General features: G+C 42.1%; 13 protein-coding genes. 6 read left to right on the forward strand and 7 right to left on the reverse strand.

Features of this window, described 5'->3' with window-relative positions; all coding sequences use genetic code 11:
- Positions 1-59 precede the first annotated feature (59 nt).
- Genes FPQ13_RS03380 through FPQ13_RS03390 form a run of 3 tightly spaced genes read right to left on the reverse strand, consistent with a single transcriptional unit; the run spans position 60 to position 3,729 of the window.
- Positions 60-1,520 (reverse strand): sodium/proline symporter, encoded by a 1,461-nt coding sequence (locus FPQ13_RS03380; protein ID WP_144087911.1) that lies wholly within the window; start codon positions 1,518-1,520, stop codon positions 60-62.
- Positions 1,521-1,557: 37 nt separating this feature from the next.
- Positions 1,558-2,535, reverse strand: a complete 978-nt coding sequence (locus FPQ13_RS03385; RefSeq protein ID WP_144087912.1) for an ornithine cyclodeaminase family protein — start codon at positions 2,533-2,535, stop codon at positions 1,558-1,560.
- 30 nt (positions 2,536-2,565) lie between these two features.
- Complete coding sequence (locus FPQ13_RS03390; RefSeq protein ID WP_144087913.1) at positions 2,566-3,729, reverse strand: NAD(P)/FAD-dependent oxidoreductase; 1,164 nt, start codon at positions 3,727-3,729, stop codon at positions 2,566-2,568.
- Between the two features lie 167 nt (positions 3,730-3,896).
- On the opposite strand from FPQ13_RS03390, the gene FPQ13_RS03395 reads away from it, so the two are divergent.
- From FPQ13_RS03395 to FPQ13_RS03415, 6 genes are all read left to right on the forward strand, one after another.
- The gene (locus FPQ13_RS03395) at positions 3,897-5,072 is read left to right on the forward strand and encodes a CdaR family transcriptional regulator (protein ID WP_186279535.1); all 1,176 of its coding nucleotides are present in this window, start codon (positions 3,897-3,899) and stop codon (positions 5,070-5,072) included.
- A 164-nt stretch (positions 5,073-5,236) separates the two neighbouring features.
- Positions 5,237-5,428 carry a hypothetical protein gene (locus FPQ13_RS13375; RefSeq protein ID WP_186279536.1) on the forward strand — a complete coding sequence of 64 codons (192 nt, stop codon included), beginning with the start codon at positions 5,237-5,239 and terminating at the stop codon, positions 5,426-5,428.
- A gap of 296 nt (positions 5,429-5,724) precedes the next feature.
- Complete coding sequence (locus FPQ13_RS03400) at positions 5,725-6,912, forward strand: CaiB/BaiF CoA transferase family protein (protein WP_144088008.1); 1,188 nt, start codon at positions 5,725-5,727, stop codon at positions 6,910-6,912.
- An 11-nt stretch (positions 6,913-6,923) separates the two neighbouring features.
- Positions 6,924-8,123: an acyl-CoA dehydrogenase family protein gene (locus tag FPQ13_RS03405; protein WP_144087915.1), complete on the forward strand. Its 1,200-nt coding sequence runs from the start codon at positions 6,924-6,926 to the stop codon at positions 8,121-8,123.
- Positions 8,124-8,141: 18 nt separating this feature from the next.
- Positions 8,142-9,596: an NAD-dependent succinate-semialdehyde dehydrogenase gene (locus FPQ13_RS03410; protein ID WP_144087916.1), complete on the forward strand. Its 1,455-nt coding sequence runs from the start codon at positions 8,142-8,144 to the stop codon at positions 9,594-9,596.
- A gap of 304 nt (positions 9,597-9,900) precedes the next feature.
- Positions 9,901-10,500 (forward strand): short chain dehydrogenase, encoded by a 600-nt coding sequence (locus tag FPQ13_RS03415; protein ID WP_144087917.1) that lies wholly within the window; start codon positions 9,901-9,903, stop codon positions 10,498-10,500.
- Positions 10,501-10,540: 40 nt separating this feature from the next.
- On the opposite strand, the gene FPQ13_RS03420 is transcribed toward FPQ13_RS03415, so the two are convergent.
- The 4 genes from FPQ13_RS03420 to FPQ13_RS03435 form a co-directional block, all read right to left on the reverse strand.
- Complete coding sequence (locus tag FPQ13_RS03420; RefSeq protein WP_144087918.1) at positions 10,541-11,101, reverse strand: nucleotidyltransferase family protein; 561 nt, start codon at positions 11,099-11,101, stop codon at positions 10,541-10,543.
- A 186-nt stretch (positions 11,102-11,287) separates the two neighbouring features.
- Complete coding sequence (locus FPQ13_RS03425; RefSeq protein ID WP_144087919.1) at positions 11,288-11,596, reverse strand: DUF3870 domain-containing protein; 309 nt, start codon at positions 11,594-11,596, stop codon at positions 11,288-11,290.
- A 30-nt stretch (positions 11,597-11,626) separates the two neighbouring features.
- Positions 11,627-12,385: an IclR family transcriptional regulator gene (locus tag FPQ13_RS03430; protein WP_144087920.1), complete on the reverse strand. Its 759-nt coding sequence runs from the start codon at positions 12,383-12,385 to the stop codon at positions 11,627-11,629.
- Positions 12,386-12,493: 108 nt separating this feature from the next.
- The gene (locus FPQ13_RS03435) at positions 12,494-13,666 is read right to left on the reverse strand and encodes a saccharopine dehydrogenase family protein (RefSeq protein ID WP_144087921.1); all 1,173 of its coding nucleotides are present in this window, start codon (positions 13,664-13,666) and stop codon (positions 12,494-12,496) included.
- Between the last annotated feature and the right edge of the window lie 49 nt (positions 13,667-13,715).

Here is a 13,715-nt window from a genome sequence, read left to right on the forward strand (position 1 = left end):
GGCATAAATTTCATTAGCCCTTAATCAAACTACTTCACATGTTAACGTTCTATTAAAGTTTAATTAGCCACTTCCTTCATATCTTCTTCAACCGCAGCTGCTTTATCAGGCATCAATAGACTAAAGACAATCCCGAAGAATAACGCGATGAAGAATGTTGTGAAACGAGAAGTCATCATTTCTTCTAGTGGCGTGCTGATCCATAACACGGTCGATAGCAAACCAGAAACGATTGTCGCAATCACACCAGCACTGGAGTATCTTTTCCAGAAGAACGCCATGATAATTGCCGGTGACAATGTACATCCGACTCCAGCCCACGCCCAACCAACTACGAGGTAAAGCAATGATTCAGATACGAGTGCAATGACCATTCCGATGGCACCGAAAAACAGCACAGAAAAACGAGATAACCACAACAATTGTTTTTGCGTTAGCTTAATGCCTAAAGCTTGGTTGATGATATCTTCCGTCACAGACCCCGTTACAACGACTAACTGAGAGTTTGCTGTTGAAATAATTGCCGCCAACACGCCGGCTAATAGTAATCCAGCAATCCATGGAGGCATGAACTGTAAAATCATCGTCGGCAGTAATGTTTCAACATCCCCGAAACTTCCTTGATCATAGAGAGCAATCGCTGCAATACCGATGGCGAATGCACCAGTGTATGCCAATACGGTCCATAGGATCGCAACATTTCTTCCTTGTTTCACTTCTTTGTCATTTCGCAGTGCCATAAATCGTGCACTTAGCTGCGGTTGCCCACCTAAAAATCCGAAGAACCAAGAGAAGTTTGTGAAGAATAACACGCCGAGCGAGAAGCCTGTCACACCGCCAAACCATTTATCAAAGGTAGGACCAGCTTCAACAAGCGCTGCGCTGACAGAAATGTCGTTGGCAAAAATGTGGGCGAAAGCGACAATCGGAAGTGCGACTAATGTAATGACCATCATGACACTTTGAATCATATCTGTCCAAACGACAGAGATGAAACCACCCGCAAAAGCGATGGCGATAATGACAACCGTTGATAGAATGACACCCCATACAGGTGGAATATCAAACGTTGTCAGTAACATTTTTCCTGCACCGGCCATTTGTGCGCCGACATAAAACATTAAAAATCCACCGATCAAAATACCTGCTAACCAACGAATCATGTTTGCCTTCTGACCAAAACGTTTCGCTAAATAATCTGGCAATGTAAGAGCATTATATTTTTCTGCTTCATCTTTAAATCGCTTGGCAAGAAATAGCCAAGAAAATAAAATACCTGAAGCAATACCAGCTGCAACCCAAACACCCGATAACCCTGCAGTGAATACAAATCCGGTATACCCGAGTAGTAGCCAGGCTGATTCACCAGTTGCCCGTTCGGAAAATGCGAGCGCCCAACCTGGAAGCTTTTTCCCTCCTAATAAGAAATCGGACTGTGATTTACTTTGCTTGCTGAAATAATAACCAATGGCCATGATGATCAAACAGTAGATGATGAATTCCGTTAATATTATATTCATCGAAAATCTCCTTTTTTTTAGGCTAAGCCTTTACTGATCATTCAAGTTTGGTACCCACTTCACTTAACATCACTTTGTCATGAATCACATTCGCTGCAGCAACATCAAATAATCCCATTCCAGTCGACTTAAAGACCACACTCCCCTCTGGATGATTTCTCCAGTATTCTTCTGCATCAAAACTGTTTATTTGAATGACATCCGAAAATTGCTGGATGTCTTCTTTCACATACCAATTGGATTCAATCGCTTGAATGACATCGCCACTTTCTTTCATCGCGTCTTCACTATCGACGAAAAAGTGATCACATAGGGCATACAACTGTTGTGGAAATTCACGCATCGTTGGTTGAAAAGAACCGATGCCGATAATCAATTTGCCTTTTAATAGTTCCTGTTTATCAGGCAATACCGGGTCATGGGAAGACGTTGCAGTAATAACGACATCTGCGTGCTGAATCGCTTCCTCAGCGGAATGACAAGGATAAATGACTATGTCATCAGGTAACCTTTCGTGCAAACGCTCAATTAAAGGTTCCAACTTTTCATACGTGCGGTTCGATATATAAATCTCCTTAAAAGGGTGTGCTGCACAAGCGGCTAACGTTTGATAAAATCCTTGGACACCCGCACCGATTACCGCCAGCCGTTCAGCATTTGGTTTTGCGAGTCTTCGTACGGCAGCTCCACCAAGCGCTCCCGTTCGGAACCCAGTAATAAAGTTTCCGTCCATAATCGCTAACACTTCACCGTTTTGACTATCGTTTAAAATAACGAGTCCTTGAATGACAGGTTTATCTTTATTCTCCGGAAAAGACGTGAGTAATTTCGTTGCAATTGCTTTGTCTGTAATACATGGCATAAGTATCATCGTATTTGAGTCATGTTGAACTTGCATCCGTGTAGGCATTTGATATTTTTTGTCCGCATAAACCCGATAAGCTTCTTCCATCGCATCGATCATTTCTTCCATCGTAATCGATGACTCAATTGTTTGCTGATTGAGATAAAGCATCGTATAAATCCCCCTTTCATAAAATCGGTGTTAGACAATTGCTCCTTCTATTAATAAGTCATTTTCTTTGAATCGCTCAAAGCGAAGCGGACGTAAATCCATCGTTTCGTATTGACCGTAATGAATTAACTCGGCAAGACATTGGCCGACTGCTGGAGCTTGCTGCATCCCATGACCACTAAAACCACAAGCCATGTAATAGCCCTTAGCTTCAGGGTGTTCTCCGACAATTGCATTTTGGTCCTCAGTGTTATGGGCATACAATCCCGCCCAGCCACTGATGATTTTTGCATGTTCAAAATTTTTGATGCGGTGACCTAATATCGGCCATAACTGTTCCATAAAGAAAGAACGTTTCCAAGAAAAATCAATACCTGGTGTTACTTTTTCACTAAAACCACTGATGAAATATTGTCCTTCATGACGGAAATAAACACCTGATGGATCTACAGTCAGCGGTAATTGTTTAGCAAGCGGCTCTTCGGTATCAAATTGGATGATTTGTCGTTTAAGTGGGATGACAGGGATCGGAAAACCACTATTTTCACTAATTTGTGCCGCCCAACCACCTGCACAATTAATGACGAACGGTGCTTGATAACGATCGCCTGTCGTTGTTTCTACTCCAGTGACAACGCCAGATTCGTGCGTAATACGTTCGACTTGTTCACAAACAAAGGTCGCACCTAATTGCTTTGCATTTTTGGCGTAACCTTGCATCACCGAATACGGATCCAAATAACCGTCTTCAGCGCAATACAATCCACCAACTAAGTCATGAGTCGTTAATTCAGGAATAACATTTTGTAGTTCGTCAGGTGTTAACAGTTCTGATGGCACGCCATAACTCCGTTGCAACTCTGCTTGCGCTTTTAATTCAGACCAGTTTTCGTCTTGCGCTAAAAAGAAATATCCGTGTTGTCTAAAATCAATTTCTGCTGGCTCCCCGTTCACAGCCATATCTTCTGGAAACGTCAAATATTTTTGCAATGAATAGCGACTGATCTGAATGTTGATGCCAGTCGTAAACAGTTGCCTGATTCCCCCGGCACTCCGTGGTGTGGATGAATATTCATAAAGAGAATCCTTTTCAAAAATTAATATTTCACCTTCAAAGCCTTCTTTTAATAAATGATAAGCAACGCTGGAACCGATTACGCCTCCACCGATAATAATGAGATCTGTCTGTCTCATGAAGCTCCCTCCTCATTGTCAGAATATTGTTTCTTTTTATCGTACAAAAAGTATTAAGGAGTTGACTATGGTTAACCTGCATAAAATAAATGAAAATTACCACTATTAAAAATGTTTTGTTTCATGGTAAAATAAATATAAATTGTCAGTTGAACGGAGTGTGTAAGGTGAACGAATTTGTACAGTTTGCACAAAGAGCTGTGAAAGCGGTTTCAAATATACTGCCTTTTTCTATAAGTCTTACAGATGATAAAGGATTAATTGTTGGAGATTCCAATTCACGTCGGGTTGGCACATTCCATGAACCTTCACAACAAGTCATCATGGAGAATAAACTTGTCCTGTTTGACGAAGAAACGACCGATCATTCAAAAAATATATATCCCGGAGCAGCGGTTCCACTCCATTTTGATTTTGAGACGATTGGTGTTTTAGGAATCATTGGAGATCCAAAAGAAGTTGAACCGTATGCCCTGTTAGTAAAAAGTTACATTGAAATGATGTGGAACGAAGCTGCACACCAACAACGTCGTACATTTGAGATCAGCCATATGGAAACATTTTTGCATTATGTCTTATTTAAACCAGATGCTGAAAAAGAAAAAATTATTGAATACTGTGACATGATGGATATACCTCATTCGAAAACTCGTTTTATCATCGTGGCAGATTTTGGTCATTCATTGTCGACAATTAACCAAAAAACGTTAACACTAGATGAAATTAAATACCGCTTCATTCACCTTATGAAAAATATATTCAACAATCATGATGATTTATGCGCTTTTTTGAATAATGACCGCATTGTCTTGTGCAAACCATCCTATGGAATTGAAGATTATAAAGAGCAGTTGAAAGAATTCGTTACACAAGCAAAACGTTTCTCGGAACAAGCGAATCGTTTATCGATTAAAGAAGTCTCCATTGCTGCAGGTCCTCTCGTCTCATCCATCGGTGAATTGACAAACTCCTACCAAAAGGCGGATCTACTTATTCGTTTCGCAAAGAAAAACGGTTTAAATGGTGGAGCCTATCATTGTCTAGATCCGGATATACTTGCGAATCTATTTTATGACGGATCAACCCATCTACTAGACGAATCACTTGAAATGCTCTTTCAGCCATTGATGGACGATCCGGCTAGCGTAGAGTTGATCAAGAACTTCACGACTTATTTGGAATGCAATATGAATATTAGCGAGGCGGCAGAACAACTTTTCGTTCACCGAAACACCTTACTTTATCGACTCAATAAAGTAGAACGAATGACAGGCATTCCTTATAAAAATTTCAAACTCGCATCGATGCTTTATTATTTTTTACAGCGTAAAGCTAGTAGTTGATTGGGAGAGCGCTATTGGAGGGAAAGTGGTGCTTTAGAAGGCCAGTGGGCGTAGATTATATACGCCCGGAATTGTGGAATGTGCGCCCAGGACTTGCGGATATGCTCCCTGCGTGTTGTATTATGTGACCAGTTTCGGTGAATATGCGCCCTGGCAGGAATAATATGAGACGAATCTTTGAAAATATGAGCCTTTATGTAAATGTAAAATTGAGCTTAACTTACGGATTCTCGGCAGTGATCCATGTGTCATATGCGCCCGTTTCGGTGAAATATGCACCTTCTTGTGGCGGATATGCATCCTTCTTCTTCGGTTATGCGACCAACTCTGGAAGATATGCGACCAAAAGAAAATAATATGAGCCTTCCAAAGCACTTCACCGAAAAACTTCCCAATTCATCATTGCATTTTTTTCTGAATATTGTAAAATAGATAACAAACCAAGGTTAAACTGTCACAAGCAGTTATTCTCCCTTGGATGCTGAAATACTTTAATAACTAAAACTGTTCCATAGCCGAAACTCCTTGTTGCCGAGGAGATGCAAGGCGAATGTGAAGCCAGTTCATTGTTTTTAGTCGGATGACTAATCACTTTGTGCTGGCTTTTTTTAATGGCTTTTATGTTTGATGTTGAATGAGAGGAGTGATCAAGCTGAGTAACACATTGGAAGGTATTCGTGTTCTCGATTTGTCGAGGGTACTTGCCGGTCCCTATTGTACGATGATTTTGGGCGACCTCGGCGCTGAAATCGTCAAGGTGGAAGCGCCTGGTGGTAGTGATGAGACGCGCGGTTGGGGACCTCCTTTTCAAGAAGGAGTCAGTGCGTATTACCTTTGTGCGAACCGGAATAAAAAAAGCCTTACTGTTAACTTGAAATCGGAAGAAGGTCAGCGGTTGATTCATCAGCTCGTCAAAGAGAGTGATGTCGTTATCAATAATTTCAAGACGGGTACGATGGATCGACTGAATCTAGGGTATGACGAGTTGAAAAAAATCAACCCTGGACTTGTCTATTGCTCGATAACAGGGTTTGGTGAAACCGGACCGTATAAGGATTTTCCTGGCTATGATTTTATTATTCAAGCAATGAGTGGCTTGATGAGTATTACAGGGACGGAGGAATCAGGTCCACAGAAGGTCGGTGTCGCCATCACGGACATTTTGACAGGGCTCTATGCGTGTATTGGCATCCAAGGTGCCTTATTGGAACGCACCCAGTCTGGTGAGGGGCAAAAAATCGATATATCCCTTTATGATTCTGCTGTCAGTTCACTCGTTAACATTGCGAGCAATTACTTGATGGCTGGGAAAATTCCAGAGCGACTCGGGAATCATCATGCCAATATTGTTCCTTATCAAACTTTTGATACGAGTGATGGCAGTCTCGTCATTGCAGTTGGAAATGACCGACAGTTCGCTCAGTTAACCAAATTCCTCGGGCATTCGGAGCTGGCTGAAGACCCTCGCTTTCAGACGAACGCCAAGCGCGTCGAGAACCGTGAACAGCTCAGTCCTATTTTAAATGACCTGTTCAAACAAGAATCAACCGCTCACTGGACGGAAGTTTGCCGGCAAAACAATATTCCATGCGGACCGATCCAAAACCTAAGTGAGTTAACGGAAGATCCACAGCTGCAGCACCGTGACATGTTTATCGAACAAGAACATCCTGTTGCAGGAGACATCAAGCTCGTCGGCAGCCCATTAAAATTATCTAAGACACCGGTGCAGTATCAATCGTACCCACCATCTGCCGGTGAGCATAACGAAGAACTTCTGCAAACAATCGGATATTCAACAGAGGAAATTGAGCAAATGAAAAAGAACCATATTATATAGGAGGAATGAACATGAATTTTGAATTTAGTGATGAACAGAAAATGCTACGACAAACGGCGAGGGATTTCGTCGACAAAGAAATTATGCCTTACATGGCTGAATGGGATGAAAAAGGTAGCTTTGACCCAGCAATTTGGAAGAAGCTTGCCGATCTTGGTTTAATGGGCGTTTGTGTACCGGAAGAATACGGCGGCAGTGGCATGGACTATAACTCACTGGCAATCGTTTGTGAAGAATTGGAACGCGGCGACACCACTTTCCGGACAGCCGTTTCCGTCCATACTGGCTTGAACAGCATGACACTCATGCAATGGGCAAACGAAGACCAGAAACAAAAGTATCTGGTACCTCAAGCGAAGGGTGAAAAAATCGGTGCCTTTGGATTGACGGAGCCCGGTGCCGGATCGGATGTTGCCGCAATGTCTACGACGGCGAAAAAAGACGGCGATTATTATATTTTAAATGGCCAAAAAACATGGATTTCCTTATGTGATGTTGCCGACAACTTCCTCGTTTTCGCTTATACGGATAGTAAAGATAAAAAACATAAAGGGATCTCTGCCTTTATCGTTGAACGAACAATGGAAGGTTTTTCATCCAAAGGGATTAAAGGAAAACTCGGAATTCGTGCGGGTAACACCGGAGAGATCTTTTTTGATAACATTAAAGTACCGAAAGAAAATCTGCTTGGCGAAGAAGGTGAAGGCTTCAAAATCGCGATGTCTGCATTAGACAATGGTCGATTTACGGTTGCCGCTGGTGCGTGTGGACTCATCCAAGCGTGTATTGAGGCTAGTGTGAACTACTGCCACGAACGTGAAACATTCGGCAAACCAATCGGTAAGCATCAGCTCGTCCAACAAATGATCGCGAAAATGGAAGCCGGCTATCAGATGAGCCGTTTACTCGTTTACCGTGCAGGGGAATTGAAAAACAAGGGAGTTCGCAACACACGCGAAACGTCACTCGCCAAATGGCAGGCTTGTGATTTTGCGAACCAAGCAGCAGATGACGCCGTTCAAATCCATGGTGCTTATGGTTATTCAAGCGAATACCCAGTGGAACGATACTTACGAAACTCCAAAGCACCGGTCATCTATGAAGGCACACGAGAAATCCATACACTGATGCAAGCAGATTATGTTCTCGGTTATCGAAAAGATAAAAAGTTAAACAAGATGCTGCCGGCTTGGTCAGGTGAAGACAAATAAGCAATGGGAGGTATGTCCATGACAACCTTTGATGCAAACACTAAAGGTATTTTTGTAAATGGTGAATGGAGAGAAGCAAAGTCTGGTGAAACGGAAGTTGTCGATAACCCAACTACTTTAGAGAAACTAACTGAAGTTTCAAATGGAGATTTCGATGATGCGACGGATGCCATCGACGCTGCTTATGAAGCTTTTCCAGAATGGTCAAAAATGAGTCCTCGGAAACGATCAAAAATTTTGTACCGAGCGTATGAGCTCATGATGGAAGACGTCGATCGATTAGGCGAAATCTTGACACTCGAACAAGGAAAGCCGCTAAAAGAAGCAAAAGGTGAAATTAAAGGTGCGGCTAGTTTCTTACAGTGGTATTCCGAAGAAGCAAATCGTATATATGGGGAATTGATTCCTGCATCCCGTGAAGGTAATCGACAGTTTGTCTTGCCTCAGCCTATCGGGGTTGTCGGTGCGATTACACCGTGGAACTTTCCTTCCTCGATGATTACACGTAAATGCGGCCCTGCTTTGGCAGCCGGATGTACAGTTGTATTGAAACCAGCGATGGAAACACCACTTTCTGCGATCGAGATTGCGAAAATTTTCGAGAAAGCTGGTCTTCCAAAAGGCGTATTCAACCTCGTGACCGGAAAAGCACAAGAAATCGGTGAAGCCTTTTTAACAAATGATAAAGTCCGTAAAATTACGTTTACTGGATCAACTGAAGTCGGAAAGTACTTAATGCGTGAAAGTGCCGACCAACTGAAAAAAGTTTCATTGGAATTGGGTGGTCACGCACCGATTCTCGTATTCGAAGATGCGGACCTAGAAACAGCGGCTAATTTAACGCTCGCAAGTAAGTTCAGAAATGCCGGCCAAACGTGCATTTGTGCGAACCGCGTTTATGTTCAAGAATCGATTAAGGAAGAATTCAGCAAAGTGTTATTGGAAAAAGTAAAGCAGCTAAATGTCGGGAATGGCTTAAACGACGGTGTCGATATCGGACCATTAATTAACGAAAACGGTACTGAAAAAGTACAGGATCATTTAAACGATGCAACGGATAAAGGCGCCCGTATTCTTTGTGGAGGAACTAAGTGGGATGGTGAATATGAAGGACACTTCTTTGAACCAACCCTTTTGGATAATATTACAGATGACATGAAAGTCATGAATGAAGAAACATTCGGCCCGCTTCTACCGCTTCAAACATTTAAAACGGAAGAGGAAGCAATTAAAGCTGCCAACAATACAAAATACGGATTGGCTGCTTACTTCTTTACCGAAAACCTCGACCGCACCTTCCGTGTATCCGAGGCTTTGGAATACGGAATGGTCGGTGTCAACGAAGTCTTCCCTTCTGTCGCCGAAGCACCATTCGGCGGAATCAAACAGTCCGGATTTGGAAAAGAAGGCGGACACCATGGAATTGATGATTTTGTCGTGAAGAAACTAGTTACGATTAGTGGGAAGAAATAGAATAGTACAATTGAACCCGAGAGTTGGTTACTCTCGGGTTTTTTAATTTAGCCTTTGTTAAAGTGCGTTGTTGCTGATTCAATATCGGTTTCTCTGCGATTTATCGGCGGCTTTGCACGGTTTATCGACGGCTTCGTTCGATTTATCGACGGCTTCTCACAGTTTTTCGACGGCTTCCCACGGTTTATCGGCGGCTTCTCACAGTTTTTCGACGGCTTCGATCGATTTATCGACGGGTCCCGTGGAAAATTAATTAACTATGTTAAAATAATCGTAGATGATGCAATAAAGAGAGGTTGTTACTATGAAAATATTACTCATCGGAGCAACAGGCCTGTTAGGCAAAGCTGTCAAACAAGAATTAGAAAGCGAACATGAAATCATTGGGGCTGCTTTAGAAGGAGCTGACCTTAACGTCGACATGACCAAGCCAGATCAGATTCGTGAAATGTTTGAGAAAGTCGGGAAAGTTGATGCAGTAATCAGCACGGCAGGCGACGCTCCTTTTGTTCCCTTGGAGGAATTGACGCCTGAATTGAATGATGTTGGTATCGAGAGCAAATTAAAAGGACAAATCAACCTCGTTCTAATTGGCGTGGATTATGTAAATGACGGAGGAAGCTTCACGTTAACGACAGGCATTTTAATGGATGATCCTATCCCTAAAGGAACGTCATCCGCCATGGCAAACGGTGCGATTACAGGCTTTGTCAAATCAGCAGCGATCGAGTTGCCGAGAGGGTTACGAATCAATAGTGTCAGCCCAAACGTCTTTTCAGAAGCGTCAAAAGAACATCGCGATACATTCCAAGGGTTTGAGCCTGTCTCAATTAAGCAGGTTGCGTTGGCATTCCGTAAAAGTGTCAACGGTAAACAAACAGGACAGACTTACAAAGTTTATTAATTAGACCATCTGGAACTTCCGTGTTAAGTTCCGGATGGCTTTATAATTTTATGGATAAATTCCCCCAAGTTTCTTTCCAGTTTTTCTGTTGGACTCTTGCTTGATAGATTTCCATTCTTTCATCTGACTCTATAAAAAACGGTGTCGGCCTAACTTTTAACTGAACTAAATCTTCTATACCATGAGGTGCCGCTAATACGACCTTACCTCTCTCATCTACTTTCACACCGACTGCTGTAGCCGTCTCAGGAAATTTAGAGATTGCATCAACAGAAGATTGATAAGGTGGAAGCCCATTCCGTTGGTGCATTCTCGCCTCGTTTTTCACAGACCATGGAACTTCAGGCATAAACGAGAATAATAAACTCTCGTATTTCTTTTCTTGTGATTTATCGAGTTTTTTATTATCAAAATAAATGACATCGATATCAGGGATTGATGTCCGTTCGGTGATTCCGTGCAATGCATCCCAAACTTTTGAACGAACAAAACCTGCAGCAATCCACCAATCAGGTAAGTTAAGACGCTTAGCCGTGTGTAAAATCCCCATCATCCACTCATCCGCTTCTATTATTTCAATAATTTTTTCTTTAATGATCATAGTTTAATACTCCTCATGTGTAATTGACAGACTGAAAACATTCATAATTAGCGGTAGAACAATTTAAAAAGCTCAAAACAGATACTACAATCATGGCTGAAACGGAAATCAATAAAATTCCCCGCAACTCCATCCCTACTTTCAAAAAAATGTCCATAGATCTACTCTATGAACATTCTTCGTTGTTTATTGTTTTTGTTGCTCATACTGTTTATACAAATCTTTCACTGCAGTAGCCAATGCGGATCCTGCTTTACCGAGATAATGTTCTTTGATGAGTCTGACCGGTTCGTCGATTCCATCTTCCAAGCAATAACCTCTTAAAATTCGACTGATGAAATCCCGGCCATGTTCAGTCGCTAACGTACAGCTGACTTCAATGACGACGCCATGATTCTTATCCAATTCAGCTGTCACCGTAAGTGTTTCATAAATCGTTTGTGCAGCCATGCCTGCCGGTAATTTTGCATGACCAGCGACAAAATATGTATTCATGCTCTCGCCCTCCCTTTTACTCTTATTCTATCATTTTTTTGGAGCACCGAGAGCAATAGAAATTTGAGTTGCAGTATGTTGGGTCTTTCTTTTTATCTCTTTGAAGCGCTCTCCTTCAAAATGTTGCGAGAGGCCACTAACCGTTAGGGCCGAAATAACTTTCCCATGATGATTATAAATCGGGTAGGATATACCGACCGTATCTTCATCTTGTTCGCCATAACTAATTGAAAACCCTTGTTTTTTGATTAAAGCCAATTCATGTTGGAGTTTTTCTTCGTCGATCGGTTCTCCGTTTTTTATCGACCGGAGTGGTTCTTGCATGAAAATTCGGTCCTGTTCCGCTTTATTCATGAAAGCCAATAGCAGCTTTGGACCCGATCCAATATACAGTGGTGAACTCTTACCAACCTGCGTGTATAAACGGATCGCACGATTGCTCTCCACCTTCTCAATGTATGTGGCATGAAAGTCGTTTTGGATGACTAAATGAACCGCTTCATTGATTTCCTCGCCTAATTCTTCCATATAAGGCTTCGCGATTTTTCGAATATCAAGTTGGTCGGCTACTAAATTACCAAGTTCCAATAATCGCAATCCTAATCGATATTTACCATTCGGCTCAGGGTCCCTTGCCAAGAAATCTTCTTGTTCCAATGAACTGAGCAAACGATATGCCGTTGCTTTTGGTAGTTTCGCTGTTTCTGCAATTTCCTTCAACGTCCACTCTGTATGTTTTTCATCGAATAGCTTCAATAATTGCAAGGCTTTAATGACGCTTTGATTCATTGTTTTTCCCTCTTTCATCGGTCTCTATTGAGCACACCTCTATTTAAAGGGTAGTACGACAATTGTATCGTCTACCCTCTAAAATGTTAAAGAAACGTCTGTGTTTGTTTATACGCTGACATACGATTCATCTTCATATGTTTCTTCTCGAATGACAACATCTCGCTTCGCCATTTCTTCAATATATTCTTTTCCAGGAACAATTTGTTCTGGTGGGTAGACCCCTTGTTGATCGATGACTCCCGAACCGATCATTTGGGCTACGACGGAAATTGTATTGGCTGTTGCGCGTGCCATAGCCGTGACTTTCGTTTCCATGTCTTTGGTGGTCGTCATTTGGAATTGATGGTACTGTTTTTGACCATTTTTCTTTCCTCCTACTACTACACGCAGAAGGACGGCATCTTTCTTATCGCCAAGCTTCACGAAAGGCTCTAGTGCTTTTAAGAGCACTTGTCGTGTATTAATTTCTTGCCCATCAATATTCACAAAGGCATCCTTCGACGTTAAGTTCAAATCGACCAATAGCTTGAACTTTTCTGCATGGCCTGGATACCGAATGGTTTTATATTCTAATGTTTCAACATCACCAAATGTGATCGGCAATGTGGAAGTACCACCGGATGTGTGGAATGCTTCCAACTCCCCATATTCATCGAAATGAATTGGTTCGACTTCCGTCAGTGCCTTCACTTCTTGTTTTTTTCCATCGCGAATAATCAACGCTGGGTCTGTGTAGTGATCGAATAAACCTTCCATGGAAAAAACATGATTGTACTCCAGTGGAGGTTCAGGTTCTGCTGGAATACCGCCAACATATAGGCGGATGGATTCGACTTCATCCAATTTGCTTGCACCATAGCCGGATAAAATATTGATCATTCCTGGCGCAACGCCCAAATCTGGAATGATTGTCACACCCGCTTCTTGCGCTTCCTCTTTCATAGCCAACACTTTATCCGTAATATTACCGATGTGACCTCCGAGATCAACAGATGATACACCGACTTTAATCGCTGTTTTAGCGACTTTTTCATTAAAAGAATAAAATAGTGCATTAATAATAACATCAAAATTTCGCATGAAGTCTGCAAGCTCCACATCATTTGATGCATCGACTTGGTAGGCCGTCAATTTCGGTGAATTTAATTGATCACAAACATGCTTCGCTTGTTCAAATGCTAAATCCGCCAAACCGACCTCTGTCACTTGATCACTATTCACTAAATCTCTCGCCGCTTCTTTCCCCATTAATCCAGATCCTAACACTCCTATTTTCATACCGTGTCCTCCCCGTGTAAACAGATTCAACCGGCAAGCTGATCCACCC

Source organism: Allobacillus salarius (assembly GCF_007559425.1).
GTDB classification, from domain to species: Bacteria; Bacillota; Bacilli; order Bacillales; family Alkalibacillaceae; genus Allobacillus; species Allobacillus salarius.

Coding starts and splice junctions, on each gene's coding strand:
- FPQ13_RS03380 (WP_144087911.1), bottom strand. CDS start 1,520: ATGAATATAATATTAACGGAATTCATCATCTACTGTTTGATCATCATG.
- FPQ13_RS03385 (WP_144087912.1), bottom strand. CDS start 2,535: ATGCTTTATCTCAATCAGCAAACAATTGAGTCATCGATTACGATGGAA.
- FPQ13_RS03390 (WP_144087913.1), bottom strand. CDS start 3,729: ATGAGACAGACAGATCTCATTATTATCGGTGGAGGCGTAATCGGTTCC.
- FPQ13_RS13375 (WP_186279536.1), top strand. CDS start 5,237: ATGAGACGAATCTTTGAAAATATGAGCCTTTATGTAAATGTAAAATTG.
- FPQ13_RS03405 (WP_144087915.1), top strand. CDS start 6,924: ATGAATTTTGAATTTAGTGATGAACAGAAAATGCTACGACAAACGGCG.
- FPQ13_RS03410 (WP_144087916.1), top strand. CDS start 8,142: ATGACAACCTTTGATGCAAACACTAAAGGTATTTTTGTAAATGGTGAA.
- FPQ13_RS03415 (WP_144087917.1), top strand. CDS start 9,901: ATGAAAATATTACTCATCGGAGCAACAGGCCTGTTAGGCAAAGCTGTC.
- FPQ13_RS03420 (WP_144087918.1), bottom strand. CDS start 11,101: ATGATCATTAAAGAAAAAATTATTGAAATAATAGAAGCGGATGAGTGG.
- FPQ13_RS03425 (WP_144087919.1), bottom strand. CDS start 11,596: ATGAATACATATTTTGTCGCTGGTCATGCAAAATTACCGGCAGGCATG.
- FPQ13_RS03430 (WP_144087920.1), bottom strand. CDS start 12,385: ATGAATCAAAGCGTCATTAAAGCCTTGCAATTATTGAAGCTATTCGAT.
- FPQ13_RS03435 (WP_144087921.1), bottom strand. CDS start 13,666: ATGAAAATAGGAGTGTTAGGATCTGGATTAATGGGGAAAGAAGCGGCG.